This window comes from Sphingomonas aerolata, from assembly GCF_003046295.1.
In the GTDB taxonomy this organism is placed as follows: Bacteria; Pseudomonadota; Alphaproteobacteria; order Sphingomonadales; family Sphingomonadaceae; genus Sphingomonas; species Sphingomonas aerolata.
This window is the reverse complement of sequence record NZ_PZZN01000001.1, coordinates 243,474-268,807: the sequence shown is the minus strand read 5'-3', so window position 1 is coordinate 268,807 and position 25,334 is coordinate 243,474. Positions and strand designations below refer to the sequence as shown.

Sequence of the window (25,334 nt, the reverse complement as noted above, 5' to 3'; positions counted from 1 at the left end):
GAATGCGGAAGGGGAGAGGCAGGGCATGACGCAGTTCGACCTGAGCGGGAAGGTCGCGATCATCACCGGATCGTCGCGCGGGATCGGCAAGGCGAGCGCTTTCGAGCTGGCGGCACATGGCGCGAGGGTGGTGATCTCCAGCCGGAAACAGGAGGCGTGCGATGCCGTCGCGGCGGAGATCAACGCGCGCTACGGCGAGGGCCGCGCGATCGCGGTCGCGGCGAACATCGCCGACAAGGCGGCGCTCCAGCATCTCGTCGACACGACCCGCAGTGCGTTCGGCCGCATCGACGTGCTGGTCTGCAATGCCGCCTCCAATCCTTATTACGGACCCCAGGCGGGGATCGGCGACGACCAGTTCCGCAAGATCCTCGACAACAACATCGTCTCCAACCACTGGCTGATCCAGATGGTCGCCCCCGGCATGACGGAGCAGCGCGACGGCAGCATCATCATCATCTCCTCGATCGGCGGGCTTCGCGGATCGCCGGTCATCGGCGCCTATTGCATCAGCAAGGCCGCCGACATGCAGCTGGCACGCAATCTCGCGGTCGAGTTTGGCCCGTCGGGCGTCCGCGTGAACTGTATCGCGCCAGGACTAATCCGCACCGATTTCGCGCGCGTGCTGTGGGAGGATCCCGAGCGGATCGCCGCGGCGAACACCCGCGTGCCGCTGCGACGCATCGGCGAACCCGAGGAAATCGCGGGCGCGGTGGTGTTTCTCGCTGCATCCGCGAGCCGTTTCATGACCGGGCAGGCGCTGGTCATCGACGGCGGCGTCACGATCTAAAGGGGAGGGCATCATGCGGTTCGAGAACAGGTCGATCATCGTCACCGGCGCAGGATCGGGCATCGGCCGCGCGGCGGCATTGCTGTTCGCGGCGGAGGGCGGGCATGTCGTCGTCGCGGACCGTACCGAGGGTGCGGACGAGACCGCGCATCTGATCAGCCAGGCCGGCGGCATCGCCACCCCGATCCGCGTCGACGCGGGGGAGGAGGAGGATGTGATCCGCATGGTCGCGCTCGCCTGTGATACCTATGGCGGGCTCGACGTTTTGTTCGCCAATGCCGGGATCTCGGGCGGCATGGCCAATCTCTTCGACACCGACGTCGCGCTGATCACCGAAGTGCTGCGGGTCAATCTGATCGGTCCGTTCCTCGCCATCAAGCACGCGGCACCACGGATCGTCGCGCACGCGGCCGAGACGGGCAGGGGCGGCGCGATCGTTCTGACCGCGAGTGTCGCCGGGTTACGGTCGGGCGCAGGGTCGCCGGCCTATTCCGCGTCCAAGGCGGGGGTGATTAACCTCGCGGCCGTGTCGGCGCAGCAGCTGTCGGGTGCGAACGTCCGGGTCAATGCGATCTGCCCCGGGCTGACCGAGACGGGAATGACCAAGCCGGTGTTCGATTACGCGCGCGAGGCCAACAAGATGGACCGCGTCGGCCGCCTCAACCCGCTCCACCGCGGCGCGCAGCCCGAGGAGCTTGCCCGGGTCGCGGTGTTCCTCGCCTCCGATGACGCAAGCTACGTCAATGGTCAGGCGATCGTGGTCGATGGCGGATTGTCGTCGAGCCATCCCGTGACGCGGCAGGATTACGGCAAGACCGCAGCCTGACGCGGTCCGCTCAGGCGGCTGAGAGATGCAGGTCGGCGAAACCGGTGAAATAGCCGCGTAGCGTCGGATCCTCGATCGGCGCGATCAGGGCCGCGATCGTGGCGGCGGGCGACGTCGCGCCACCGCCAGGCGCGGCGCCGCTGGCAAATCCCATCGCCCAGCTGCCGAAGCTGCGCTCGGTGATCGTCTGTTTCGCGAGCTGCACCATCGCGAAATGCCGGTCGTCGCGCTGGATGCGATCGAAGGTGCGCGACACGGCGAGATCATCGCCTTCGAGCACCTGGAGAAACCTGTTGCCGCCAGCGATGAGCAGACCGGTCACGCCCGCGGCGGCGTTGTTGCGACGCGAGACCCGCAGGATCTCGTCGATGACCGGCTGTGTCACACGGCTACGCGACGTGCTGATATATAGAAGGCGCTGCATGCCGATGATCCCGGAGAATGATCCCGCGGGACTAATCGGAAGTTACGAAGACCGGGTTAACCCGCGTAAACCAAGGTTATTTTCGCATCCGGATCAGCCCCTCCTGCGCGACGCTCGCGACCAGCCGTCCGTCGCGGGAGAAGATCTTGCCGCGGTTGAAGCCGCGCGCATGGCCCGACCAGGGGGCATCGCAGGCATAGAGCAGCCAGTCGTCCGCGCGGAAATCCTCGTGCAGCCATAGCGAATGATCGAGGCTGGCGGTCTGCAGACCCGGCGTGATCCAGTTGATCCCGTGCGGCAGCAGCGCGGTTCCCAACAACGCCATGTCCGAGGCATAGGACAGGACCGCGCGGTGCATCGCCGGGTCATCGCCGATCGGCGCCACGATGCGAAACCAGTTGGCATGGTTCGGCGCCTGCGCGGGCGGATCGATCCAGCTGCGCGGGTTGACCGGGCGGACCTCGATCGGGCGCCAGCGCAGCATGTGTGCACGAAACTTTTCGGGAATGCCGTCGATATTCTCCAGCCGCAGGTCACGATCGGAGCGCAGCTCCTCGGGCGGCGCGACGTCGGGCATCGCGTCCTGATGGTGAAGACCATCCTCGGGGGTCTGAAACGACGCCGCCATGTTGAGGATCGGCTGGCCCTTCTGCATCGCGATGACGCGACGCGTCGCAAAGCTGCGGCCCTCGAAATCGCGGACGACGCGGTAGACGATCGGGTAATCCTCGTTGCCCGGCCGCATGAAATAGGCGTGAAGCGAATGCGCCGCCTTGGGCGCCTCGGTCGAGCGCTGCGCGGCCTGGAGCGCCTGCGCGATCACCTGGCCACCGAACACGCGACCGACGCCGCCGGGCTGGCGCTTGCCGACATAGAGGTCGGTGTCCACCTCGTCGATCTCAAGCAGGTCGACGAGGCCCTGGGCGAGGGCTTGGGGTGTTACTTCGGCAGTATCGTCAGGCATTTGACCTCCTTGGTCTCCCGCGACGGCGGGAGCCCAGTCTGGGCCCCCGCCTTCGCGGGGGTACAAGTTCGGGTCAATAGCCCGCGGCGATGGCCAGCCTGTCGGCGTGGAAGTTGGCGTCGCCGAACAGCTCGGCCAGCACGCGCGCGCGCTTCATGTAGAAGCCGATGTCATATTCGTCGGTCATGCCGATGCCACCGTGCATCTGCACGCTTTCCTGCACGCTGAGCGTCGTCGCGAGCGCGGTCATCGCCTTGGCGACCGAAACGGCCTCGTCGGCCTTGTCGTGGCCCAGATCGAGCAGCTGCTGCGCCTTGAGCACCGCGGCGCGCGCGACCTCCATCTCCGAATAGAGATGCGCGGCGCGGTGCTGGAGCGCCTGGAAGCTGCCGATCAGCGTGCCGAACTGTTTGCGCTGTTTCATATAGCCGATCGTCATGTCCATCGCGCCGCCGCCGACGCCGAGCAGCTCGGCGGACGCGCCGGTGCGACCCGCGCGGAGCAGGCGGTCGAGCGGGGCGCGGCCGGCATCGACCTCGCCGATCACCGCATCGGCATCGACCTCCACCCCGTCGAAGTCGAGGCGCGCGGCGAGGCTCGCATCGGCGAGGCGTTCGGCGTTCGCGCTGAGCCCGGCGGCGTCCTTCGGCACGGCGAACAGGGTGATGCCGTCGGCATCGTCCGCGCCGCCTGCGGTACGTGCGGCGACGATGATCAGGTCGGCGGTGTGGCCGTGCGCGACGAAGCGTTTGGCGCCGGTCAGGCTGAAGCCGTTGCCCGCGCGTTCGGCGGTCATCGCGATGCTGTCGCGATGCTTGGCGGCCTCGTCGATCGCCAGCGCGGCGACGGTCTCGCCGGCGATGATGCCGGGGAACCAGCGTTCGGCCTGACCGGTGCCCTTGAGCGCTTCGACCGCGGCGACGGCGGTGGTCAGGAAGGGGGAGGGCGACAGGTTGCGACCGATCTGTTCGAGCACGACGCCCGCCTCGACATGGCCGAGCCCGAGCCCGCCCTGATCCTCGCCGATCAGGATGCCGGTAAAGCCCATCTCGGCGAACTGCTTCCACAGGTCGCGCGAGAAACCGGTGGCGTCCTCGGCATCGCGAAGCGCGCGCATGTGGCTGACGGGGGCGTGTTCGGCGACGAAGTCGCGGATCGTGTCCTGAAGGACGGTCTGGTCGTCGTCGAGATAGAGTGGCATTTCTGTTCCCCCCGCGGAGGCGGGGGCCCAGGAGCCCCGCGCGCATCGTTCGTGATTCTGGGCTCCCGCTTCCGCGGGAGAACGGTAGAGCTCAGGCCGGCAGTTCGAGGATCCGCTTGGCGATGATGTTAAGCTGGATCTCGCTCGTCCCGCCCTCGATCGAGTTCGCCTTGGTGCGCAGCCACGAGCGCGGGATCGCACCGCCGCGCGAGCGGTCGCTCTCCCATTCGAGCGCGTCGGAGCCGCCCGCCGCCATCATCAGTTCGTAGCGCGACTTGTTCAGCTCGGTGCCGTAATATTTCATCATGCTCGGCTGCGCGGGGTGCGCCTTGCCCGCCTTGAGTTCGTCGATGAAACGTTCGGACATTGCCCCGAACGCCTTGGCGCGCACCTCGAACAGCGCGATCGACGCACGAAGCAGCGGGTCGGCAAGACGGCCGTCATGGCCGAGCCCGACGGTGGCGATCGCACCGTCGATCAGCGGGTTGCCGCCCGACGAGGCGAGCCCCATGCCCGAGATCATCTCGCGTTCGTGGCCGAGCAGATATTTGGCGACGTCCCAGCCCTTGTTCTCCTCGTACACGCGGTTGACCTTGGGGACCTCGACATTGTCGAAGAAGGTCTCGCAGAACGGCGAATTGCCGCTGATCAGCAGGATCGGCTTGGTCGAGACCCCGGGGGTAGCCATGTCGAACAGCACGAAGCTGATTCCGCCCTGCTTTGAGGTCTTGTCGGTGCGGACGAGACAGAAGATCCAGTCCGCCTTGTCGGCGTAGCTGGTCCAGACCTTCTGGCCGTTGACGAGATAATGGTCGCCCTTGTTCTCCGCCGAGGTGGCGAGGCCGGCGAGATCGGAGCCCGCATTGGGTTCGGAATAGCCCTGGCACCAGCGAATCTCGCCGCGGGCGATCTTGGTCAGGTAATCGAGCTTCTGCTCCTCGGTGCCATATTTGAGCAGCGCCGGCCCGAGCATCGAGATGCCGAAGCTGTTGAGCGGGTTGCGCGCCTTGATCGCCGCCATTTCCTCGCGGAGGATCTTGGTTTCGGCAGGCGACAGGCCACCGCCGCCGTACGCCTTGGGCCAGTCGGGGACGGTCCATCCCCTGGCGGCCATCCGGTCGAGCCAGTCCTTCTGCGCGGGGCTCGATGGCTTGAACTGGCGACCGCCCCAGCAGACATCGTCCTCCGAGCGGACGGGCTTGCGCATCTCGGGCGGGCAGTTTTCCGCGAGCCAGGCGCGGGTTTCGGTGCGGAAGGTGTCGAGGTCGGTCATCGGGTCTTCCTTTCTCCCTTTCCCCTGCGGGGAGAGGGTGGGGTGAGGGGCTGCCAGGGGCGGAGCACGGCTTGGCTGCCCCTTACCCCGGCCCTCTCCCCCGAGGGGAGAGGGCGTAGAATTTACTTGATCTTTCCACCGCTCGCGGCGGCATCCTTCAGCGACTTGGCAACCGGGAAGCCGTATTTCTCGAGCCCGGCTACGACCTTTGGCAAGCCTTCCGACTGCGCCCAGAACATCGGGCCGCCGCGATAGACCGGCCAGCCGTAACCGTAGATCCACACCACATCGACGTCAGACGCCCGCTGCGCCTTGCCCTCTTCGAGGATCAGCGCGCCTTCGTTGACCATCGTGTAGAGCGTGCGCGCGACGATCTCCTCGTCGCTGATCTCGCGCGGGGTGACGCCCGACTTGGCGCGGAAATCGTCGATGATCTCGGCGACGCGGGGGGAGTTGGACGGCGTGCGCTTCTCGTCATAGTCGTAGAAGCCCGCCTTGGTCTTCTGGCCCCAGCGGTTTTCTGCCGCCAGCGCGTCGCGGATATTTTCGATCCGGCTCGGGTCGCGGTGCCAGCCGATGTCGACGCCGGCGAGGTCGCTCATCTGGAACGGGCCCATCGGCATGCCGAACGCGACGTGGACGCGGTCGATCTGCTCGGGGCTCGCGCCTTCGAGCAGCAGCTTGGTCGCCTCGACCTGGCGCGGCATCAGCATGCGGTTGCCGATGAAGCCATAGGTGACGCCCGCGACCACCGCGACCTTCCTGATCTTCTTGGCAAGCGCCATGACGGTCGCGAGCACGTCGTCCGCGGTCTTGTCACCGCGAACCACCTCGAGCAGTTTCATGACGTTGGCAGGCGAGAAGAAGTGCATGCCCACGACGTCCTCGGGCCGCTTCGTGCACGCCGCGATCTCGTCGATGTTCAGATAGGAAGTGTTCGAGGCGAGGATCGCGCCGGGCTTGGCGATTGCGTCGAGCTTGGTGAAGATCTCCTTCTTCACCTCCATCGTCTCGTACACCGCCTCGATGATCAGGTCGCATTCGGCGAGATCGGCGAAGTCGAGCGTGGGCTTCAGCGCGGCCATCGCCTGTTCGACCTGTTCGGGCTTCATCCGGCCCTTGGCCGCGGTCGCCTCGTAATTCTTGCGGACGACGCCGGTGCCGCGGTCGAGCGCCTCCTGCTGCATCTCGACGATCGTGACGGGGATGCCGGCGGACAGGAAGTTCATCGCGATGCCGCCGCCCATCGTGCCCGCGCCGATCACGCCGACGCGTTTGATCTCGCGCAGTTTCGTGTCCGCGGGGACGTCGTCGATCTTGGCGGCCTGGCGCTCGGCGAAGAAGATGTGGCGCTGCGCGGCGGACTGGACGCCCATCATGAGCGCCATGAACTGCTCGCGTTCGAACGCGACACCCTCGGCGAAGCTCGACCCGTCGGCGGCCTTCTCGACGCAGGCGATGTTGGCGGCGGGGGCGTCGAAGTTGCGGAAGCGGCGGGCGTTATCCTTCTTGAATGCGGCGACCGCGTCGGGATCGGCCTGCGCGGTCTTCTCGGACGCGCGGGGCAGGGGGCGCTTCGCCGCGATCTCGCGCGCGAAGGCGATCGCGTCGGCTTCGAGGCTGTCCTCGCCGACGATCTTGTCGATCAGGCCGGCGTCGAGCGCCTTCTTCGCCGAGATCGGATCGCCCTTGGCGGTCATCTCGAGCGCGAGCTTGACGCCGGCGATGCGCGGGATGCGCTGCGTGCCACCCGCGCCGGGGAGGAGGCCGAGCTTGACCTCGGGCGTGCCGATCTTGGCCGAGGGAACGGCGACGCGGTAATGGCAGCCGAGCGTGATTTCGCAGCCGCCGCCGAGCGCGGTGCCGTGGATCGCGGCGACGACGGGCTTGGACGACGCCTCGATCATGTCGACGACGGTCGGCAGGCCGGGTTCGACCATCGGCTTGCCGAATTCGGTGATGTCGGCGCCCGCGAAGAAGGTGCGGCCGTCGCAGCGGATCACCATCGCGGTGATGCTCGCGTCGGCGACGCCGTCCTTGATCGCGGCTTCGAGCCCCTGGCGGACTGCCGCGCCGAGTGCGTTGACCGGCGGGTTGTTCGAGATGATGACGAGAACGTCGTCATGGCGTTCGGTGCGGATCGGGGTGGTCATTATTCTCTCCTGGTAACGGCCGCTGACGGATCAGGTCATGGCGGCGTAGATCATCGTCTTGAGTTCGCGGCGGATGGGGTAGAGGCTGCTGGGCGAGACCTGGGTCATGAAGACCATCGACAGGCGTTCGACCGGGTCGATGAAGAAGGCGGTCGAGAACATCCCGCCCCAGTAATATTCGCCCTTCGACCCCGGCATCATCGATCGGACGGGATCGATGGTCACCGCGAAGCCCAGTCCGAAACCGGTGCCGGCATTCGTCGCCTCGCTGAACATCGACCGGGACATCGTCGTCAGGTCGGCGCCGCCGGGCAGATGGTTCTGCGTCATGAGTTCGAGCGTCTTGCGGCCGAGGATCCGCGCACCGTCGAGTTCGCCGCCGTTGAGGCACATCTGGCAGAAGCGCTGATAGTCCAGCGCGGTCGAGACGAGCCCGCCGCCTCCCGACAACAGCGTCGGCGGACGGCTCCACGCGCTCTTCTCGCCGCGATCGAGCATCGTGCGCCCCTTGCCCGGCGCGACCGTGTAGCAATCGGTCAGGCGATCCGTCTTGTCGGCAGGAACCTGGAATCCCGTGTCGTCCATCTTCAGCGGCACGAAGATCCGCGTCGTGAAGAAGGTGTCGAGCGTGACGCCCGAGACGCGCTCGACCACCGCGCCGAGCACGTCGGTGGCCAATGAATAATTCCACGCGGTCCCCGGCGAGAATTCGAGCGGCAGCGCGCTCAGCGCGGCGACGAAGCCGTCGAGATCGAGATTGCCGTGCCAGTTCTCGATCTTGCCTTCGCGATAGGCGGCATCGACATTCGAGCGATTCTGGAAGCCGTAGGTCAGCCCCGAGGTATGGCGGAGCAGGTCGATCATCCGCATCGGCTCGGCGGTCGGTTTCACCGCAAAGGGGACCCCCGCACCGCCGCCATTATAGACGCCGATCCCCTTGAACGCGGGCAGGACGTGATGGACCGGCGTGTCGAGCGCGACGAGGCCCTGTTCGACCAGCATCATGAACGCGACCGAGGTGATCGGTTTGGTCATCGACGCGATCCGGAACAGCGACGTTTCGTCGATCGGCGCGCCGCCCTCGCGGGCGAGGCCCTGATGCGAGAAATGCACGGTTTCGCCGTCGCGCGCGATCAGCAGCTGCGCATTGGGGAGCTTGCCGGTGACGATATAGCGGTCTTTCAACAGCCTATCGATCGCGGCGAGCCGTGCCGGATCGAAGCCATGCCGTTCAGCCGCCCCAGCGAACGCGGCGGTCATCGCCAGCTTCCCCGCATGCACCATACCCCCGGTTCGAACATGGGCACTCCTATTGCCTTGAGTGGCGTGCAAATCAACTCTAAACGTGCATCTGGTTGGCGGATAAGCCAAACCCGAAATTCATATTTGGAGTAGGCTGGCCTTGGCTCATGAACCAATCATCGCCCTGGACCCCAACTGGCCGGTCATGTCGATGGCGGAAACCGAACGGCGTCTGACTGCGCCCGGCGGCAAGTTCGAGATGGAGACCGTGACGATCGGCGGAGTCGCGACGCGCGTGTGGAAGAATGCGCCGCCGTCGCTGCGTTACCTGATCGAGGCCGCGCGCGGACATGGCGAGCGCGTCTTCACCATCTATGAAGACGAGCGCGTGACCTATGAGGCGACGTGGCGCGCGGTGACGACGCTGGCGGCGCATCTGCGGGCGCTCGGCATCGGGCCGGGCGACCGCGTCGCGCTGGCGATGCGCAACCTGCCCGAATGGCCGGTCGCGTTCTTCGCAGCGACGGCGATCGGGGCGGTGATGGTGCCGTTGAACGCGTGGTGGACGGGGGCGGAGATGGCCTATGGTCTCGCCGACTCGGGTGCCCGGGTCCTGATCACCGACGATGAACGCCATCACCGGCTCGAGGATATCTACGCGACGATCCCGTCGCTGGAGCAGGTGCTGGTCAGCCGCGCGGTCGCGCCGCTGACGGGTATCGCAGCGCCGCTGGAGGGCGTGATCGGGACGTCCTCGCACTGGGCGGCGCTGCCCGATCAGCCGCTGCCCGACGCGGTGATCGCGCCCGACGACGATGCGACGATCTTCTATACCAGCGGCACGACCGGTGCCCCCAAGGGGGCGCTGGGGACGCATCGCAACATGATGTCGAACATCCTGACCGGGGGCTATTCGGGCGCGCGTTCGGCTCTGCGGCGCGGCGAGATGCCGCCCGAGCCGACCCCGCGCGTGACGCTGACGGTCATCCCGCTCTTCCACGTCACCGCCTGCTCGGCGGGCATGATGGGCGTGATCGCGACGGGCAGCACGATGATCTTCATGCGCAAGTGGGACACCGTCCGCGCGATGGAGATCATCGAACGCGAAAAGGTGAACGTGACCGGCGGCGTGCCGACGATTGCGTGGCAGCTGATCGAGCATCCCGACCGCGGCAACTATGATCTCTCGTCGCTCGAATCGATCGCCTATGGCGGCGCGCCGTCTGCCCCCGAGCTGGTCAGGCGCATCCATAGCGAGCTCGGTGCGCTGCCCGGCAATGGCTGGGGCATGACCGAGACGATGGCGACGGTCACGCATCACGGCGCGGAGGATTATCTGAACCGGCCGAGCAGCGCGGGCCCCCCCGCGCCGGTCGTCGACCTGAAGATCGTCGCGGAGGACGGCGTTACCGAGCTTCCGATCGGCGAGGTCGGCGAACTCTGGGCGCGCGGGCCGATGATCGTGAAGGGCTATTGGAACAAGCCGGAGGCGACCGCGACGACGTTCATCGACGGCTGGGTGCGGACGGGCGATCTCGCGCGGCTCGACGAGGAGGGGTTCTGCTACATCGTCGACCGAGCCAAGGACATGATCATCCGGGGTGGCGAGAACATCTATTCGTCGGAGGTCGAGAATGTCCTCTACGCGCATCCCGCGGTCACCGACTGCGCGCTGATCGGGCTGCCGCACCGCACGCTGGGCGAGGAGCCGGTCGCCGTCGTCCACCTCGCCCCCGGTGCGCGGGCAAGCGAGGCGGAACTGCAGGCCTGGGTGCGCGAACGGCTCGCGGCGTTCAAGACGCCCGTCGCCATCCGCTTCGTGCCCGAGACCTTGCCCCGCAACGCGAACGGCAAGATCCTGAAAAAGGACCTGCAATCGCTTTTTGCGGATCGGATTCCGGCCACGGCATCATAGTTTAGGGCGATTCGTTCGGCATCGCGCAGGCGGAGTGTCAACACCGCTTGAATGCCGCCCCGATTGTGACAAGGGGAAGGGCAAGCGAGGGGTAACGGCATGGCGAACGACGATTATACGGCCCAGGCGGGTACGGCGGACGTCCATGAGGGAGGGCCGCCGCCCGCCGAGGGTGGGGCGACCACAGCGAGCAGCGCGGAAGGGGTGTTCGAACCCCCGCTCGGCGTTGGTGTCGAGGATGCGATGCGGATCGCGCAGCGGCGCGATCGCCTGCTCGCCGCGCTGACGCTGACCGCCGGAATCGGGCTGGTCATCGCGTTGCCGTTCGCGTTGAAGGCAGGGGCTGAGTTCTTCCTGCCGCTGACGACCGCGCTGGTGATCGCCGTCGCGCTGATCCCGGTGCTCGAATGGCTCGAACGGCGGGGCGTGCCGTCGCCGATCGCGGCGCTCGCGTGCATCCTGGTGTTCCTGGTCGCCGCCAATGTCGCGATCGCCGCGATCCTCGTGCCGGCAACCGACTTTTTCCGGCTGCTGCCGACCCGGCTCGACCGGATCCAGAGCAATCTCGCGCCGCTGCTTGATCTCTATTCGAGCCTCGAGAAATATGTGAACCGGACGCTGCGGCAGGTCGCGTCGACGCCGATCAAGCAGCCCGCGACCGCGGGCGTCGCGGCGCCAAGTTCGATCCTGGAATTCGCCGCGACATCTGCGCCGGCGGTGATCGTCCAGCTGCTGTTCGGGATCCTGATCGTGTTCTTCTTCCTGTCCGGCTGGACGGGGATGCGACGGCAGACGATCACGGGCCGCACGAGCTTCGACGGTGCGATGGCGACCGCACGCGTGATCCAGGACGTGGTCGACGACGTCTCGGCCTATCTCGGCACGATCACGGTCATCAACGTCCTTCTCGGGATTGTGACCGGTACCGCCTTGTGGGCGATCGGCATGCCCTATCCGGCGATGTGGGGCGGGATCGTCGCTCTGCTGAACTACATCCCCTATTTCGGACCCGTGATCGGCGCGTTCCTGCTCGGGCTGGGCGGGTTGATGACGTTTTCGGATATCTGGATGGCGCTGCTCCCGCCCGCTTTGATGTACGGCCTGCACCTCGTCGAGGCGAATGCGATCACGCCGTTCATCGTCGGCCACCGGCTGACGATCAGCCCGCTGCTGATCCTGATCTCTCTGAGCTTCTGGGGCTGGGTCTGGGGCACGCTCGGCGCGTTGCTGGCGGTGCCACTGCTGATCATCATTCAGACCGTGCTGGGCGCAGCGGGGAAGCCCGATATCGCGGGGTTCCTGTTCGAGCATGGCACGCTGGTGCAGCAGAAAAGCGGGCGGAATCGGCGCCGGGGGGACGCGTCCGACGACCAACGTGAAACAGGCGGCTGAATGGGGGTTGACGCTATCCCAACCCTCGCCTAGTTGCCGCCTCCACGCTGTTTCAGCGGGTGTAGCTCAGTTGGTTAGAGCGCCGGCCTGTCACGCCGGAGGTCGCGGGTTCGAGTCCCGTCACTCGCGCCATCGTTCGTCGATGGTGTGAGATAGTGTCTATGACGGTGACGACTGCCAGACCCGTTTGCGGGTGCTGTGCAGAGTTCGTCATTGGGAATGCGGGTGTAGCTCAGTTGGTTAGAGCGCCGGCCTGTCACGCCGGAGGTCGCGGGTTCGAGTCCCGTCACTCGCGCCACCCCAAGGGGTGGCCGAGACTTCCATTAAATTATCAGCCGCCTCGAGATGACGTCCGCTTAGCGACCGGGATCAGCGCCCCGTCTCCATCCAGCGCAGCACGGGTTTCAGCGGCGCTATCCAGATCAACCCTGTGACGAGATAGAACGCCAGCTGGCCCAGCCAGTGCCAGCTGCCGACGATCGTCGACAGGCTGACGATCGCGACGCACCACAGGGTGATCAGCAACAGGATGCCGAGCATCCCGGCGGGTTTGCGCCAGCTAGGTGTCATGGGGTGATCCAATCCTTGTCTGTGGCGATGGCGTGAAGCGGCACGTCCCAGGCGTCGGGCGTCAGAGCGTCGACCTCCTGGATCGCCAGCGCGATGCCGATTCGCCATGCGTCGGGATGCGCGAGAAATGCGCGGTCGTAATAGCCTGCGCCTTGGCCGATGCGATTGCCGTGGCGATCGAACCCCACCAGCGGGGTCAGGATGATGTCGGGGGCGAGCGCGGCGGCATCGGCCGGGGGCTGGTGAAGCCCGAAGGGGCCGGCGATCAGCGCCGCCTCGGTCTCCCAGGCGAGAAACCGCATCGGTTGGTCGCGGCGCACGACGTGCGGCAGCGCGATGACGCACCCTGCTTCAATCGCGGCGCGTGCGAAGGGGGAGGGATCCGCCTCGCCAGCCATCGGAACATAGGAGGCGACAGTCAGGCCGGACGAAAGCCGGGCCCGGAACGCGTCCGGGACGCGGATCTCGACCGGCGCGGCGGCCGCACGGGCGGCCCGCAATGCGGTGCGGAGCGCGGCCTTGTCGCTCAAGGGTGCGGATCGATCATGCGGGTATCGTCCGATGACGGGAATGGTGATGTGGCGGGCCCACCATGGCCGTGTGCCGGGTTATCCACTGACGCACGGTACGTCAGGTGGGGACCATATGCTTCGGACCAGGGTCCTAACAGGGACAGCCCCCTATGGATGATGAATAGCCTCAGGGATAATAAAGGCTCGTACCGGGCAGAACCCGCCAAAGCCAATCTAGGCGCTCGGCGGGCTTTGCTCAAGGGCCTGTGCGAGTCCTTCGAGACGATCGGCGATGCGCGTCAGTGCTATTTCGCTGACCGCCGATCCTTCGGGCGGCCGATGCGCGGCTTCGTCCAGATCGTCGGCGAGCATGAGCGCTACGAACAGCATTGCGCGTTCGGCGCTGAGCCCCCCGGCGGCGCGGTCCGCGACCGGCCAGCGTTCGGCGAGCATCGCGCCGAGCAGGCGGACGCGCGATTCCTCGCCGTCGCGACACGCTACCGCATGCGGCCGGCCACCGATATCGAGCATGACCTGCGCCATCAGTTGGGGCTCCCGCGGGTGATGACGTCGTCGAGCGCGGCGACCGCCTCCGCCATGCGCGCCTTGAGTGCGGCATGGCGTCTGGCGAGTGCGTCGCCGCTTTCGGCGCGTGCGTGGATCGCGGCTTCGATCCGGCCGATAGCGGCGTCGATCCTGTCGACCGCGGTTGGACCGTCGGGAGGCCTGTCGACGGCCGTCGGCGCGTCGGGAAGAGTATCTGGCATAGATTGCGAGATAGCATGGCCGGGGGGCGCGGCAAGCGGCTTTCGCCCGTGCCGCACACCGTCCATGGTGTTGACAGGGCGCCCCACCGCCCCGCAAAGGCAGCGCGCCCGGAACGGACTCACGGGCGTAGCGGAGATACAGCAATGACGGTCAAGGTTGCGATCAACGGTTTCGGGCGGATCGGCCGGCTCGTTGCCCGCGCGGTTCTCGAGCAGTCGAACGGCGCACTCGAACTCGTCGCGATCAACGATCTCGGCGACGCCAAGTCGAACGCCTGGCTGTTCAAGCGCGACAGCGTTCACGGCAAATATCCGGGCGACGTGACGGCCGAGGGCAATGAACTTGTCGTCGACGGCAAGCGCATCCGCGTCACCGCCGAGCGCGACCCCGCCAACCTGCCGCATGCCGAACTGGGCGTCGACATCGTGCTCGAATGCACCGGCTTCTTCACCGACAAGGCAAGCTGCCAGAAGCATCTCGACGCCGGCGCCAGGAAGGTGCTGATCTCGGCACCGGGCAAGAATGTCGACCTGACGGTCGTCTACGGCGTCAACCACGACAAGCTGACGGCCGAGCACACGATCGTGTCGAACGCGTCGTGCACGACCAACTGCCTGGCCCCCGTCGCCAAGGTGCTGAACGACGCGATCGGAATCGAGCGCGGGCTGATGACGACGATCCATGCCTATACCAACGACCAGAAGATCCTCGACCAGATCCACCCGGACCTGCGTCGCGCACGCGCTGCGGCGATGTCGATGATCCCGACCACGACGGGCGCCGCGCGTGCCGTGTCCGAAGTGCTGCCCGAACTTAAGGGCAAGCTCGACGGCTCGGCGATCCGCGTGCCCGTGCCGGACGTCTCGCTGATCGACCTGACCTTCACGCCCTCGCGCGACACGACCCGCGAAGAAGTGAACGCGGTGCTGAAGGCGGCATCCGAGAGCGGTCCGCTGGTCGGCGTGCTCGACTGGTCGGACGAGCCGCTCGTCTCGATCGATCTCCAGCATACCCCGGCCTCGTCGACGATCGACAGCCTGGAGACCGCGGTGATCGACGGCAAGCTGGTCCGCGTCGTCAGCTGGTACGACAATGAATGGGGCTTCTCGAACCGCATGGTCGATACGGCCACCGCGATGGCGAAGTTCATCTGAACTTGCGATCTATGTACCCCCTCTTTCGTTCGCTTCGAGCGCAGTCGAGAAGCCGCCTCGCGTGACAGATGGTGTCTCGACTGCGCTCGACACGAACGGGCAGGGGGCGGTGGCCTCGACCTTGAACAGGGCAGGCACGATCGCCGGCATCGCGCGTCACGCTCGCGCGAAAGCTCCGATGGAGGTCATCGACCATGTCGAGATCACCATCGAGGCCGGCCTGCACGGTGACTTTCGCGGCTATGTAAAGCCCGGCGGCAGGGGGCGGCGTCAGGTCACGCTCCTCGAACGCGGCGACTGGGACGCCGCGATGGCCGAAGTCGGCGGTGATATTCCCTGGTACGAACGCCGCGCGAACCTTCTCGTCGACGGCTTCGACCTTCCCCAGATACCCGGCACCCAGCTCCGCATCGGCGCGGACGTGGTGCTGGAGGTGACGCGCCACACCGATCCGTGCGAACGCATGGAAGCCCTGGCGCCAGGATTGTTCGCCGCGCTCACGTCCGACTGGCGGGGCGGGGCGTGTACCCGCGTTTTGATGGGCGGCAGAATCGCCGTCGGTGACGAGATCAGGATCGAAGAACCATGAGCAAGCCATTCAAGACGCTCGACGACATGGGCGATGTGCGGGGCAAGCGCGTGCTCGTCCGCGAAGACCTCAACGTGCCGATGGCCGAAGGGTCCGTCACCGACGACACGCGCTTGCGGGCAACCGTCGCGACGGTCGGCGAACTGGCCGACAAGGGCGCGATCGTCCTGATCCTCGCCCATTTCGGCCGCCCCAAGGGCAATCCGAGCCCGGAATTCTCCCTCTCGCAGGTCGTCCGGCCGTATAGCGACGTGCTGGGCCGCGAGGTTCGCTATGTCGACTGGGAAGGCGCGGACGACGCGGTCGCGATGCTCGAACCCGGCAATATCGCGGTTCTGGAGAACACGCGCTTCTTCGGCGGCGAGGAGACGAATGATCCGTCGGTGGTCGCGCGTTTCGCCAGCCTGGGCGATCTCTACGTCAACGACGCCTTCTCCGCCGCGCACCGCGCGCACGCGTCGACCGAGGGGCTGGCGCATGTCCTGCCCGCCTTTGCCGGCCGCGCGATGGAGGCCGAGCTCGACGCGCTCCAGAAGGCGCTGGGTGCGCCGGAGCATCCCGTGGCAGCAGTCGTGGGCGGCGCGAAGGTCTCGTCGAAGCTCGACGTGCTGCGGCACCTGGTCACGCGCGTCGATCACCTGATCATCGGCGGCGGCATGGCCAACACCTTCCTCGCCGCGCGCGGCGTCGATGTCGGCAAGAGCCTGTGCGAGCATGAGCTCGCCGCGACCTGCGAACAGATCATGGAGGCTGCCGACAAGGCGAACTGCACCGTCCATCTGCCCTATGACGTCGTCGTCGCGAAGGAGTTCAAGCCGAACCCCGCAACGCGCACGATCAACGTGCACGAGGTCGCAGCGGACGAGATGATCCTCGACGTCGGCCCGGCTGCGGTCGAATCGCTTGGCGACGTCCTGAAGAATTGCCGGACCCTGGTCTGGAACGGTCCGCTCGGCGCGTTCGAGACGCCGCCGTTCGACACCGCCACGGTCGCGCTCGCCAGGACCGCGGCGGCACTTACCGAGGGTGGTTCGTTGGTCTCGGTCGCAGGGGGTGGCGATACGGTCGCGGCGCTCAACCATGCCGGGGTCGCGGATGCGTTCACCTTCGTGTCGACCGCGGGCGGTGCGTTCCTGGAATGGATGGAGGGCAAGGACCTGCCCGGCGTCGCCGCGCTGACGCGTTAAGGCGTCGGCGCCGGCTCGTTGAGCAGGGGCACGAGCAGCCTGTTCAGGTCGGCCAGGTCGAACGCGCCGGGTTTCGCATAGCGGACGACCCCGGCGCGATCGATGATGTAGTTGGTCGGCAGCGCGCCCATGACGCCGAACGCGCCCTTGATCCGCCGCGCCGATGGTATCGCCAGCGCCGCGAAGACCGGTTTCAGCTTGTACGCCGGGAGCGAGTCTTCGGTTGCAACCGCGAAGACGCGCAGGCCATTGCCCTTGCGCAGCCGGTAATAGGTATCGAGCAGCGGCAATTCAGCCTTGCACGGCCCGCACCATGTCGCCCAGAAATTGAGGATGACGACCTGTCCATGCAGGTCGGTGCTGCTGATCCTGCTGCCGTCGATCAGCGTCATTTCGAACTTTGGCGCCCGGTCGCCGACCTTGATCGTCGCTGACGCGTGGGACGGCGTCATCGCGATTGCCAACGCCAATGCGCTCGCGACTACGCCCTTTGTCGAAACCGTCATCGCCCGCTCTCCCCCCGGAGGTTTTCCCGACGCCATCCTCGGCGTCCGGGGATGGTGCGTCAATCCGTCCCTGGCGCGCGTTCGAGTACAGTCGAGCAGGGGTTGATCAAGCGCCGCCCCTTGCCTATGTTTAACATGTTAAACGGAGACTCGGATGCTCGGCGTCAGGCTCGATAGCGACCTCGAAGAACGACTCGCGGCGGTTGCCCGCACGCAAGGACGCAGCAAGAGCGATATCGCACGCGAAGCTGTGCGCCGCTACGTCGAACGCCACGATGAGGCGTTCCTTGCCGAAGCGCGGCGGCAATCGCTTGCGGCCGCAGCACTTGGCTGGACCGAAGACGACGAGGCATGGGAGCGGCTGGGCGTAGCCTGGGATGATCCGGAGCCTGCCACCAACAGTCTGTCTGCCGCCGAATGAAACGCGGCGATATCGTGACTATTGCTGATGCCGGCGCGGGGGATTTTGCGCGAAAGCCGCGCCCTGCGCTCGTGGTTCAGGCCGATGCGTTCCTGCAGGATCACGACAGCGTTGCTGTGTGCTTGATCACCAGCCAGCTTGCCGGCCTCGGACTGTTCCGCATACCGATCGCGGCCAATGCCGATACGGGGCTCCTCAAGTCGAGTGAGGTCAGTATCGACAAAGTGCAATCGGTCTGGCGGCATCGCATCGGTCGACGGGTCGGCGCGGCGTCCGACGAAACCATGTTTGCCGTGGATCAGGCACTGCGCCGGTGGCTCGCCCTTTAGATTTTAGAAAAGGACTTATCATGACCTCGACGATCACACCGCAAATCAAGACCATCCTCGACAAGTACGAGGCCACGAGTTCGGCCGTAAAGGCGAACCTGGCGCGCATCCTGATGCAGGGCAAGCTCGGCGGTACCGGCAAGCTGGTGATCCTGCCCGTGGACCAGGGCTTCGAGCACGGCCCGGCACGCAGCTTCTCGGTCAATCCGGCGGCCTATGACCCGCATTACCATTATCAGCTCGCGATCGACGCCGGGCTCAGCGCCTATGCAGCGCCGCTCGGCATGCTCGAGGCGGGCGCGGACACGTTCGCCGGGCAGATCCCGACGATCCTGAAGTGCAACAGCTCGAACAGCTGGGCGACGTCGATCGACCAGGCGGTGACCGCGACCGTGGCGGATGCGGTGCGGCTCGGCTCGGCGGCGATCGGCTTCACCATCTATCCGGGCGCGGACCAGTTCTTCGACCTGGTCGAGGAAATCCGCGAGCTGAGCGAAGAGGCCAAGTCGGTCGGCATCGCGACCGTGATCTGGTCCTATCCGCGTGGCGGCGAGCTGACCAAGGACGGCGAGCTCGCGCTCGACGTCGGCGCCTATGCCGCGCACATGGCGGCGCTGCTCGGAGCGCACATCATCAAGACCAAGCTGCCGACCGATCATATCGAGCAGAAGGAAGCTAAGCCGCTTTATGCCGGCACCGACTGGTCCAAGCAGGCCGATCGCGTCAAACACGTCGTCCAGTCGAGCTTTGCCGGGCGTCGCATCAACGTGTTCTCGGGCGGCGCGTCCAAGGGTGCGGATGCGGTCTTCCAGGATGCACGCGACATTCGTGACGGCGGTGGCAACGGCTCGATCATCGGCCGCAACACGTTCCAGCGTCCGCGCGACGAGGCACTGGCGATGCTCGACCGGATCATCCGGATCTACAAGAACGAGGAATAAGCGCGGCTTCGCACGTCCGTCATCCCGGCTCTGCGCCGGGGTGACGGGCGCGGCGCGACCCGCTAGGGGCGGGGAATGACCGAAGAAGATCCGCTGGGCCCGCTCGACCCGACATTCGCCGAGAATTTCCGCCGCGACATGCGGCGGCCGCCATGTCAGCTCTATCTCGTCTCGCCGCTCGACGTCGGCGGCGACTTTCCCGAGCGGCTGGCACGTGCGCTCGACGCCGGGCCGGTGGCGGCGTTCCAGTTCCGCGTGAAGGACATCGACCAGCACGCCGCTGCGGCGCTCGGCGCGCCGCTGCGCGCGATCTGCGCCGAGCGCGACGTCGCGTTCATCGTCAACGACGATATCGGGCTGGCGAAGCGGCTCGACGCGGACGGCGTGCATCTCGGGCAGAGCGATGGCGATCCGCGCGAGGCGCGCGCGCAGCTCGGCCCCAATGCGCAGATCGGCGTGACCTGTCACGGCAGCCGGCATCTGGCGATGGAAGCGGGCGAGGCCGGTGCGGACTATGTCGCATTCGGGGCCTTTCATCCGACCACGACCAAGACCGTCGAGCATCTGGCCGAGCCCGTGCTCTTGTCCTGGTGGTCGACGCTGTTCGAAATGCCGTGTGTCGCGATCGGCGGGATCACGCCCGACAATGCCGCGGCGCTGGCGGCGGCGGGGGCCGATTTCATCGCGGTGTCGGGCGCCGTCTGGAATGGCGACGAGGTCGCTGCGGTCAAGGCATTCGGCGAGGTGCTCGCCAAGCGCTGAGCCGGATGCGGGACTGGTGTTACACGGACTGCACTTCCAGCCTGTGACGGTGCTTGCGCCAAGCCGTTGGAAACAACAGACGTCCCGACCGTTTGATCCACAGGCGTAACGGTTTGGGATCACGGCATGACGACAGCATTTCTGACGAAGACCTCGGTTCTGGCCGCCGTTCTGCTCGGTGCGACCACGTCTGCATCCGCACAGTCGACCTCCGTTACCCCCGTGCCGATCGATCGCAACGTCTTGCATGTACAGGTGATTCTCGACCATCTGGGCTTTGGGCCCGGGGTGCTTGACGGTCGCGGCGGGCAATCGCTCGTGGCCGCGCTCAAGGGGTTCCAGGAGGCGAAGGGACTTCCGATTACGGGTAAGCCCGACACGAAGACGATGCGCGCGCTGTATCCCTATCGTGCGGCACGGCCGACAGTCACGGTCGCGCTGACGCCCGGGATGCTGGCGGGGCCATTCGTCAATCCGCTGCCCAAGGACCCGGCGAAGCAGGCCGAGCTTCAGACGATCGGCTACCGGACGGTCATGGAGAAGCTGGGTGAGATGTTCCACACTACGCCCGCGGTGATCATGGCCCTCAACTCGCCGTCGACCAAGCTGTCGGCGGGGACAAAGGTGGTGTTCCCCAACGCTCTGCCGACGTCGCGCGACTATGATCCGAAGTTCCGTCCCGACTGGCGCGCGACGCTCAACATGCTCAACGTCGATGCGAAGCAGCCTCAGGCGGATCACGTCGTCGTCGACAAGTCCGACGGCGTGCTGCGGGTGCTCGACGCGAACGACAAGCTGATCGCGCAGTTCTCCGCGACGATGGGGTCGAGCCACGACCCGCTGCCGCTGGGGACGTGGACGATCAAGGGCTCCGACTATAACCCCAAATTCCACTTCAACCCGGCGCTGTTCTGGGATGCGAAGAAGGGACAGAAAAAGGAGATGCTGCCGCCGGGGCCGAACGGTCCGGTCGGCGTCGTCTGGATGGACCTGTCCAAGGATCATTACGGCATTCACGGCACGCCCAACCCCGAGACGATCGGGCGCGCCGAAAGCCATGGCTGTATCCGCCTGACGAACTGGGATGCGGCGCGACTGTCGATGATGATCAAGCCGGGGACCAAGGCGGTCTTCCAGGCCTGATCGCATGACGCGGACGTTCTGGGTTATTCTCGCGCTGATCGTCCTGGTGGTCGGCGCGTTCGCTTTGATGCTGTCTTTTGGGGATGGCGGGCGGCGGTCGGTGGCGTGGCGCGCGTCGTCGCCGGCGGCGTCGAACGTCGCGGTCGCGGAGGACGGGGTTGCGGACGCGCCCCGTTCGTTGACGATGCCGGTGCTGGGTGTCCCACGCACCGCGGTCGGCAACAGCTGGAACGATCCGCGCGGCGGCGGGCTGCGCGGGCATCATGGCACCGACATCATGGCGGCGGGCGGCACGCCGGTCGTCGCCGCGGCGCCGGGACGAATCGAGAAGCTGTTCCAGAGCGCGCTTGGCGGGATCACCGTCTATGTCCGGTCACCCGACCGGCGCTGGACCTATTATTACGCGCACCTCGCGGGCTATGCGCCGGGCGTGCGCGAAGGGATGGCGGTCGCGGCGGGGGACCGGCTTGGCTATGTTGGCGACACCGGTGACGCGGGCGCAGGCAATTATCACCTGCATTTCGGGGTAAGCCGGATGCAGCCGGGCCAACGCTGGTGGCAGGGCGAGGAGGTCAATCCCTACCCGCTGCTTGCCCGCGCGCGGCCATCCCGCTAAAGCGCGCGGCTTCGGGTTTCCGCACGGCCTTGCCTGGCGGACGGCCCCTAGCTCTTTCCAGCAGGAATCGGTCATGAAGATCAACGCGGTCGAGATTCGTCCCGGCAACATCCTTGAATATGAAGGCGGCATCTGGCGCGCCGTGAAGATTCAGCACACCCAGCCCGGCAAGGGCGGCGCCTATATGCAGGTCGAGATGAAGAACCTCATCGACGGCCGCAAGAGCAACACGCGCTTCCGCTCCGCCGAGAGCGTCGAGAAGGTGCGGCTCGACACGGTCGATTTCCAGTATCTGTTCCGCGACGGCGACGCGCTGACGTTCATGGACAAGGTCAATTACGAGCAGATCACGCTCGATGCCGACATCCTGGGCGACGCCGCAGCGTTCCTGCAGGACGGCATGGATGTCGTGATGGAGCTCTGGGAAGAGCGGCCGATTTCGGTCCAGCTGCCCGACACGATCGAGGCGCTGATCGTCGAGGCCGATGCCGTCGTGAAGGGGCAGACCGCCTCGTCGTCGTACAAGCCCGCGGTGCTCGAGAACGGCGTGCGCGTGATGGTGCCGCCGCACATCGGTGCCGGCACGCGGATCGTGGTCGATGTCTATGAGCAGACCTACGTACGTCGCGCGGACTGAACTGCTCCCCTCCCGCATGCGGGAGGGGGCTGGGGGGTGGGCGCCCGCCCTCCACGGCACGCGCCGATAGTGGCGTGATCGACTGACGTTGCGCGACGACGATAGCGCGCGCCCACCCCCGGCCCCTCCCGCATGCGGGAGGGGGGAGATAGAAGACAATGCCCAGCCATTCCGGCATCATGACCGTCATCGAGCGCGCCGCCCGCAAGGCCGCGCCGCGCCTGCGCCGCGATTTCAACGAGGTCCAGCAGCTGCAGGTCAGCCGCAAGGGTCCCGCCGACTTTGTCAGCCAGGCCGACCAGCGCGCCGAGCAGACGATCTTCGAAGAGCTGAGCCACGCACGCCCCGACTGGGGCATGTTGATGGAGGAGCGCGGCGAGGTCGCAGGCGATCCCAACAAGCCGCGCTTCATCGTCGACCCGCTCGATGGCACGTCGAACTTCCTCCACGGCATCCCGCATTTCTGCATCTCGATCGCGGTCGAGGAGCCGATGCCGAACGGCAAGCGCGAGGTCACGACTGCGCTCGTGTATCAGCCGCTCACCGATGAGAGCTTCTGGGCTGAGCGAGGCCGCGGCGCGTGGCTGACCGACCAGCGCCTGCGCGTGTCGTCGCGGCGCGATCTAGCCGATTCGCTGATCGCGACGGGTATCCCGTTCCTCGGTCATGGCGATTTCGCGCAGTGGAGCCGCATCTTCGGTGCGGTCGCACCCGAGGTGGCGGGGATCCGCCGTCTCGGCGCGGCGGCGCTCGATCTTGCCTGGCTGGCAGCCGGGCGGTTCGACGGCTTCTGGGAATCGAACCTGAAGCCGTGGGACGTCGCGGCGGGGATGTTGCTGGTCAAGGAAGCGGGCGGCTACGTGACCGACTTCCGCGGTGGCGACCGCGCGATGGAGCGCAACGAGTTCCTCGCGGCGAATGATGCGCTGCATTCGCGCCTGCATAAGCTGGTGGCCGGCGCGCTGCGCTGATGCATTTGGGTCGGTAGGCCGGGCCGGCCTGCCAAATGTCCGTCACCCCAGTTTTTTGCTGGGGTGACGGTCTTCCTGGGGGCTACGACCGGCGCCCGGCGGCTGCCGTTGCTTGCAGAACCATGCAGGTAACGCAGGTTTCCCGCGACGCGCATACAGCTCTTGCGAGTGATTCTCACGGGCCGCCAGCCTTGCCCCACGGGGCCCATCGGCCTAAAGGCTCCCCATCTGTTCGCATCTGCGAGAAGCCATTTGGTCGACCTGTCGCACTATCTTCCGATCCTCCTGTTCCTCGGGGTCGCCATCGCATTGTCGAGCACGTTCGTGTTCCTGCCGATGGCTGTCTCCAGGCTCACCGGGTCGCACAAGCCTACGCCCGAGAAGCTGAGCGAATATGAGTGCGGCTTCCCCGCATTCGAGGATCCGCGCAGCCAGTTTGACGTGCGCTTCTACCTGATCGCCATCCTCTTCATCATCTTCGATCTCGAGGCGGCGTTTCTGTTTCCCTGGGCCGTCTCGGTCTTCACGCTCGGCTGGACCGCGTGGATCTCGATGATGATCTTTATCGGCGAACTGGCCCTCGGCCTCGCCTATGCATGGAAGAAGGGAGCACTCGATTGGGAGTAGAGCTCACATCGCAGCCCGGTTCCGGTCTGCTGGCACCCGCCGACGGTGGCGCGATCCTGCCGCCCGACCAGGGCTTTTTCGACGGCCTGAACGGTGAACTGACCGACAAGGGTTTCCTGGTCACCTCGACCGAGGAGCTGTTCCAGTGGGCTCGTACCGGGTCGCTGTGGTGGATGACGTTCGGGCTCGCCTGCTGCGCGGTCGAGATGATCCACGTGAACATGCCACGCTACGATCTGGAGCGCTTCGGTGCCGCACCGCGCGCGTCGCCGCGTCAGTCCGACGTGATGATCGTCGCCGGAACGCTGTGCAACAAGATGGCGCCCGCACTCCGCAAGGTCTACGACCAGATGTCGGAGCCGAAATACGTGATCTCGATGGGATCGTGCGCGAACGGCGGCGGCTATTATCATTATAGCTACAGCGTCGTGCGCGGTTGTGACCGGATCGTCCCCGTCGACATCTACGTCCCGGGTTGCCCGCCGACCGCGGAAGCGCTGCTGTACGGCATCATGCAGTTGCAGCGGAAGATCCGGCGGTCTGGGAGCATCGAACGGTGAGGGCGCCCGCACCAGCCTATGCCGCCAATGACGGCGTGATCGACGCGGCTCGCGCCGTGCTCGGCGGCATGCTGCTCGACGCGGTCGACAAGGTCGGCGAGGTCGCTCTGCACGTCCGTCGTGAAGATCTGTACGACGCGATGATCGCGCTACGTGATACGCCGGGGCTTGCCTATCAGCAGCTCATGGAAATCGCCGGCGTCGACTATCCCGATCGTGCCGAGCGGTTCGAGGTCGTCTATTGCATGCTGTCGCTGACGCGGAACCACCGCCTGCGCGTCCATGTCGCGACCGACGAGGACAAGCCGGTGCCGTCTGTGACCGACATCTGGCCGGTCGCCGGCTGGCTCGAGCGCGAAGTGTACGACATGTACGGCGTGCTGTTCAGCGGCAACCCGGACCTGCGCCGCATCCTGACCGATTACGGCTTTCGCGGCCATCCGCAGCGCAAGGACTTCCCGCTGACGGGCTATGTCGAGCTGCGCTATTCGGAAGAGGCCAAGCGCGTCGTGTACGAGCCGGTGCAGCTCGCGCAGGATTTCCGCACGTTCGACTTCATGAGTCCGTGGGAGGGTGCCGAATACGTCCTTCCGGGTGACGAGAAGGGCGCGCTGCCACAGGCCAAGGGTGCGCAGACGCCGCTGTCGGCCGATACGATCGTCAAGGCGGATGCGGCGCAGAGCGCGACAAAGGCGCCCGACGCGCCGAGCGAGCCCTATGCGAAGAAGGACGTCCAGAACACCACGCAGAGCGGTGCGGGCGAGCCCGATCCGGGCAACCAGAAGCAGGACAAGCCCGTGGAGTCGGACGTGATCCCGACTAAGGGCGGAGGACAGAACCAGTGAGTCTCTATGTAGAGGA

29 protein-coding genes and 2 tRNA genes are annotated in these 25,334 nt (G+C 66.3%); 20 read left to right on the top strand and 11 right to left on the bottom strand.

Translation table 11 applies throughout. The features are described 5' to 3' along the window. Positions 1-25 precede the first annotated feature (25 nt). Positions 26-790, top strand: coding sequence for an SDR family NAD(P)-dependent oxidoreductase (locus tag C8J24_RS01365; protein WP_107931388.1), 765 nt, complete (start codon positions 26-28; stop codon positions 788-790). A 13-nt stretch (positions 791-803) separates the two neighbouring features. Further along, entirely contained in the window at positions 804-1,616 is an 813-nt protein-coding gene (locus C8J24_RS01360) for an SDR family NAD(P)-dependent oxidoreductase (protein WP_167396666.1), read from the top strand. A gap of 10 nt (positions 1,617-1,626) precedes the next feature. On the opposite strand, the gene C8J24_RS01355 is transcribed toward C8J24_RS01360, so the two are convergent. From C8J24_RS01355 to C8J24_RS01330, 6 genes are all read right to left on the bottom strand, one after another. Continuing rightward, positions 1,627-2,040: a BLUF domain-containing protein gene (locus C8J24_RS01355; protein WP_107929759.1), complete on the bottom strand. Its 414-nt coding sequence runs from the start codon at positions 2,038-2,040 to the stop codon at positions 1,627-1,629. Between the two features lie 76 nt (positions 2,041-2,116). Further along, positions 2,117-3,004, bottom strand: a complete 888-nt coding sequence (locus C8J24_RS01350) for an acyl-CoA thioesterase (RefSeq protein WP_107929757.1) — start codon at positions 3,002-3,004, stop codon at positions 2,117-2,119. A gap of 73 nt (positions 3,005-3,077) precedes the next feature. Further along, on the bottom strand, positions 3,078-4,205 hold the full coding sequence (locus C8J24_RS01345) for an acyl-CoA dehydrogenase family protein (RefSeq protein WP_107929754.1): 1,128 nt from the start codon (positions 4,203-4,205) through the stop codon (positions 3,078-3,080). A gap of 91 nt (positions 4,206-4,296) precedes the next feature. Next, entirely contained in the window at positions 4,297-5,478 is a 1,182-nt protein-coding gene (locus tag C8J24_RS01340) for an acyl-CoA dehydrogenase family protein (RefSeq protein ID WP_107929751.1), read from the bottom strand. A 122-nt stretch (positions 5,479-5,600) separates the two neighbouring features. Then, positions 5,601-7,631 (bottom strand): 3-hydroxyacyl-CoA dehydrogenase NAD-binding domain-containing protein, encoded by a 2,031-nt coding sequence (locus tag C8J24_RS01335; RefSeq protein WP_107929749.1) that lies wholly within the window; start codon positions 7,629-7,631, stop codon positions 5,601-5,603. 30 nt (positions 7,632-7,661) lie between these two features. Next, positions 7,662-8,891, bottom strand: a complete 1,230-nt coding sequence (locus C8J24_RS01330) for a serine hydrolase domain-containing protein (protein ID WP_107931386.1) — start codon at positions 8,889-8,891, stop codon at positions 7,662-7,664. A 187-nt stretch (positions 8,892-9,078) separates the two neighbouring features. Between C8J24_RS01330 and C8J24_RS01325 the strand changes: the two genes are divergently transcribed. The 4 genes from C8J24_RS01325 (at position 9,079) to C8J24_RS01310 (ending at position 12,478) form a co-directional block, all read left to right on the top strand. Then, the gene (locus C8J24_RS01325) at positions 9,079-10,788 is read left to right on the top strand and encodes a class I adenylate-forming enzyme family protein (RefSeq protein WP_107929747.1); all 1,710 of its coding nucleotides are present in this window, start codon (positions 9,079-9,081) and stop codon (positions 10,786-10,788) included. A 243-nt stretch (positions 10,789-11,031) separates the two neighbouring features. Then, positions 11,032-12,180, top strand: a complete 1,149-nt coding sequence (locus C8J24_RS01320) for an AI-2E family transporter (protein ID WP_107931384.1) — start codon at positions 11,032-11,034, stop codon at positions 12,178-12,180. Positions 12,181-12,235: 55 nt separating this feature from the next. Next, positions 12,236-12,312, top strand: a tRNA-Asp gene (locus C8J24_RS01315). A gap of 89 nt (positions 12,313-12,401) precedes the next feature. After that, positions 12,402-12,478, top strand: a tRNA-Asp gene (locus tag C8J24_RS01310). Positions 12,479-12,549: 71 nt separating this feature from the next. Here the strand turns inward: C8J24_RS01310 and C8J24_RS01305 are convergent. The 4 genes from C8J24_RS01305 to C8J24_RS01290 all read right to left on the bottom strand — a co-directional run bounded on the left by C8J24_RS01305 (position 12,550) and on the right by C8J24_RS01290 (position 14,029). Then, entirely contained in the window at positions 12,550-12,750 is a 201-nt protein-coding gene (locus C8J24_RS01305; protein ID WP_031396564.1) for a DUF2842 domain-containing protein, read from the bottom strand. Then, complete coding sequence (locus C8J24_RS01300) at positions 12,747-13,280, bottom strand: 5-formyltetrahydrofolate cyclo-ligase (RefSeq protein WP_107929745.1); 534 nt, start codon at positions 13,278-13,280, stop codon at positions 12,747-12,749. Before C8J24_RS01300 ends, C8J24_RS01305 begins: the two co-directional genes overlap by 4 nt. Before the next feature lie 216 nt (positions 13,281-13,496). After that, entirely contained in the window at positions 13,497-13,805 is a 309-nt protein-coding gene (locus C8J24_RS01295; RefSeq protein ID WP_031440961.1) for a cell division protein ZapA, read from the bottom strand. Further along, positions 13,805-14,029 (bottom strand): hypothetical protein, encoded by a 225-nt coding sequence (locus C8J24_RS01290; RefSeq protein WP_031396567.1) that lies wholly within the window; start codon positions 14,027-14,029, stop codon positions 13,805-13,807. Before C8J24_RS01290 ends, C8J24_RS01295 begins: the two co-directional genes overlap by 1 nt. Positions 14,030-14,173: 144 nt before the next feature. Between C8J24_RS01290 and gap the strand changes: the two genes are divergently transcribed. From gap to C8J24_RS01275, 3 genes are all read left to right on the top strand, one after another. After that, complete coding sequence (gene gap, locus C8J24_RS01285; RefSeq protein WP_107929743.1) at positions 14,174-15,184, top strand: type I glyceraldehyde-3-phosphate dehydrogenase; 1,011 nt, start codon at positions 14,174-14,176, stop codon at positions 15,182-15,184. A 61-nt stretch (positions 15,185-15,245) separates the two neighbouring features. After that, a complete protein-coding gene (locus C8J24_RS01280) occupies positions 15,246-15,773 on the top strand; it encodes an MOSC domain-containing protein (RefSeq protein ID WP_420894082.1) in 528 nt (175 codons plus the stop codon). Beyond that, complete coding sequence (locus C8J24_RS01275; protein ID WP_107929741.1) at positions 15,770-16,960, top strand: phosphoglycerate kinase; 1,191 nt, start codon at positions 15,770-15,772, stop codon at positions 16,958-16,960. Before C8J24_RS01280 ends, C8J24_RS01275 begins: the two co-directional genes overlap by 4 nt. Here the strand turns inward: C8J24_RS01275 and C8J24_RS01270 are convergent. Continuing rightward, positions 16,957-17,466 carry a TlpA family protein disulfide reductase gene (locus tag C8J24_RS01270; RefSeq protein WP_056674783.1) on the bottom strand — a complete coding sequence of 170 codons (510 nt, stop codon included), beginning with the start codon at positions 17,464-17,466 and terminating at the stop codon, positions 16,957-16,959. The genes C8J24_RS01275 and C8J24_RS01270 overlap by 4 nt on opposite strands. Positions 17,467-17,620: 154 nt before the next feature. On the opposite strand from C8J24_RS01270, the gene relB reads away from it, so the two are divergent. The 11 genes from relB to C8J24_RS01215 all read left to right on the top strand — a co-directional run bounded on the left by relB (position 17,621) and on the right by C8J24_RS01215 (position 25,318). After that, positions 17,621-17,887: a type II toxin-antitoxin system RelB family antitoxin gene (relB, locus tag C8J24_RS01265; protein WP_056674785.1), complete on the top strand. Its 267-nt coding sequence runs from the start codon at positions 17,621-17,623 to the stop codon at positions 17,885-17,887. Continuing rightward, a complete protein-coding gene (locus C8J24_RS01260) occupies positions 17,884-18,216 on the top strand; it encodes a type II toxin-antitoxin system PemK/MazF family toxin (RefSeq protein ID WP_056674787.1) in 333 nt (110 codons plus the stop codon). Before relB ends, C8J24_RS01260 begins: the two co-directional genes overlap by 4 nt. Before the next feature lie 20 nt (positions 18,217-18,236). Further along, complete coding sequence (locus tag C8J24_RS01255) at positions 18,237-19,157, top strand: class I fructose-bisphosphate aldolase (RefSeq protein WP_107929739.1); 921 nt, start codon at positions 18,237-18,239, stop codon at positions 19,155-19,157. Between the two features lie 75 nt (positions 19,158-19,232). Beyond that, a complete protein-coding gene (gene thiE, locus C8J24_RS01250) occupies positions 19,233-19,919 on the top strand; it encodes a thiamine phosphate synthase (RefSeq protein WP_031440955.1) in 687 nt (228 codons plus the stop codon). Between the two features lie 126 nt (positions 19,920-20,045). After that, positions 20,046-21,062 carry a L,D-transpeptidase family protein gene (locus tag C8J24_RS01245; protein ID WP_107929737.1) on the top strand — a complete coding sequence of 339 codons (1,017 nt, stop codon included), beginning with the start codon at positions 20,046-20,048 and terminating at the stop codon, positions 21,060-21,062. Positions 21,063-21,066: 4 nt separating this feature from the next. Beyond that, complete coding sequence (locus C8J24_RS01240) at positions 21,067-21,678, top strand: M23 family metallopeptidase (RefSeq protein WP_107929735.1); 612 nt, start codon at positions 21,067-21,069, stop codon at positions 21,676-21,678. Positions 21,679-21,751: 73 nt separating this feature from the next. Further along, positions 21,752-22,315, top strand: a complete 564-nt coding sequence (gene efp / locus C8J24_RS01235) for an elongation factor P (RefSeq protein ID WP_037527514.1) — start codon at positions 21,752-21,754, stop codon at positions 22,313-22,315. A gap of 158 nt (positions 22,316-22,473) precedes the next feature. Continuing rightward, positions 22,474-23,286: an inositol monophosphatase family protein gene (locus C8J24_RS01230; RefSeq protein ID WP_031393846.1), complete on the top strand. Its 813-nt coding sequence runs from the start codon at positions 22,474-22,476 to the stop codon at positions 23,284-23,286. A gap of 252 nt (positions 23,287-23,538) precedes the next feature. Then, positions 23,539-23,913 (top strand): NADH-quinone oxidoreductase subunit A, encoded by a 375-nt coding sequence (locus C8J24_RS01225; RefSeq protein WP_031393845.1) that lies wholly within the window; start codon positions 23,539-23,541, stop codon positions 23,911-23,913. Further along, complete coding sequence (locus tag C8J24_RS01220) at positions 23,904-24,473, top strand: NuoB/complex I 20 kDa subunit family protein (protein WP_107929733.1); 570 nt, start codon at positions 23,904-23,906, stop codon at positions 24,471-24,473. The genes C8J24_RS01225 and C8J24_RS01220 overlap by 10 nt, the downstream gene beginning before the upstream one ends. After that, the gene (locus C8J24_RS01215; RefSeq protein WP_107929730.1) at positions 24,470-25,318 is read left to right on the top strand and encodes an NADH-quinone oxidoreductase subunit C; all 849 of its coding nucleotides are present in this window, start codon (positions 24,470-24,472) and stop codon (positions 25,316-25,318) included. Before C8J24_RS01220 ends, C8J24_RS01215 begins: the two co-directional genes overlap by 4 nt. Positions 25,319-25,334: the final 16 nt, after the last annotated feature.

Bases quoted from the DNA above. Each gene is read 5' to 3' on its own strand.
- C8J24_RS01360 (WP_167396666.1), top strand. From the start codon at position 804: ATGCGGTTCGAGAACAGGTCGATCATCGTCACCGGCGCAGGATCGGGC.
- C8J24_RS01305 (WP_031396564.1), bottom strand. From the start codon at position 12,750: ATGACACCTAGCTGGCGCAAACCCGCCGGGATGCTCGGCATCCTGTTG.
- C8J24_RS01355 (WP_107929759.1), bottom strand. From the start codon at position 2,040: ATGCAGCGCCTTCTATATATCAGCACGTCGCGTAGCCGTGTGACACAG.
- efp (WP_037527514.1), top strand. From the start codon at position 21,752: ATGAAGATCAACGCGGTCGAGATTCGTCCCGGCAACATCCTTGAATAT.
- thiE (WP_031440955.1), top strand. From the start codon at position 19,233: ATGACCGAAGAAGATCCGCTGGGCCCGCTCGACCCGACATTCGCCGAG.
- C8J24_RS01230 (WP_031393846.1), top strand. From the start codon at position 22,474: ATGCCCAGCCATTCCGGCATCATGACCGTCATCGAGCGCGCCGCCCGC.
- C8J24_RS01245 (WP_107929737.1), top strand. From the start codon at position 20,046: ATGACGACAGCATTTCTGACGAAGACCTCGGTTCTGGCCGCCGTTCTG.
- C8J24_RS01345 (WP_107929754.1), bottom strand. From the start codon at position 4,205: ATGCCACTCTATCTCGACGACGACCAGACCGTCCTTCAGGACACGATC.
- gap (WP_107929743.1), top strand. From the start codon at position 14,174: ATGACGGTCAAGGTTGCGATCAACGGTTTCGGGCGGATCGGCCGGCTC.
- C8J24_RS01330 (WP_107931386.1), bottom strand. From the start codon at position 8,891: ATGACCGCCGCGTTCGCTGGGGCGGCTGAACGGCATGGCTTCGATCCG.
- C8J24_RS01270 (WP_056674783.1), bottom strand. From the start codon at position 17,466: ATGACGGTTTCGACAAAGGGCGTAGTCGCGAGCGCATTGGCGTTGGCA.
- C8J24_RS01350 (WP_107929757.1), bottom strand. From the start codon at position 3,004: ATGCCTGACGATACTGCCGAAGTAACACCCCAAGCCCTCGCCCAGGGC.
- C8J24_RS01335 (WP_107929749.1), bottom strand. From the start codon at position 7,631: ATGACCACCCCGATCCGCACCGAACGCCATGACGACGTTCTCGTCATC.
- C8J24_RS01240 (WP_107929735.1), top strand. From the start codon at position 21,067: ATGACGCGGACGTTCTGGGTTATTCTCGCGCTGATCGTCCTGGTGGTC.
- C8J24_RS01295 (WP_031440961.1), bottom strand. From the start codon at position 13,805: ATGGCGCAGGTCATGCTCGATATCGGTGGCCGGCCGCATGCGGTAGCG.
- C8J24_RS01260 (WP_056674787.1), top strand. From the start codon at position 17,884: ATGAAACGCGGCGATATCGTGACTATTGCTGATGCCGGCGCGGGGGAT.
- C8J24_RS01290 (WP_031396567.1), bottom strand. From the start codon at position 14,029: ATGCCAGATACTCTTCCCGACGCGCCGACGGCCGTCGACAGGCCTCCC.
- C8J24_RS01320 (WP_107931384.1), top strand. From the start codon at position 11,032: ATGCGGATCGCGCAGCGGCGCGATCGCCTGCTCGCCGCGCTGACGCTG.
- C8J24_RS01275 (WP_107929741.1), top strand. From the start codon at position 15,770: ATGAGCAAGCCATTCAAGACGCTCGACGACATGGGCGATGTGCGGGGC.
- relB (WP_056674785.1), top strand. From the start codon at position 17,621: ATGCTCGGCGTCAGGCTCGATAGCGACCTCGAAGAACGACTCGCGGCG.
- C8J24_RS01325 (WP_107929747.1), top strand. From the start codon at position 9,079: ATGTCGATGGCGGAAACCGAACGGCGTCTGACTGCGCCCGGCGGCAAG.
- C8J24_RS01365 (WP_107931388.1), top strand. From the start codon at position 26: ATGACGCAGTTCGACCTGAGCGGGAAGGTCGCGATCATCACCGGATCG.
- C8J24_RS01255 (WP_107929739.1), top strand. From the start codon at position 18,237: ATGACCTCGACGATCACACCGCAAATCAAGACCATCCTCGACAAGTAC.
- C8J24_RS01340 (WP_107929751.1), bottom strand. From the start codon at position 5,478: ATGACCGACCTCGACACCTTCCGCACCGAAACCCGCGCCTGGCTCGCG.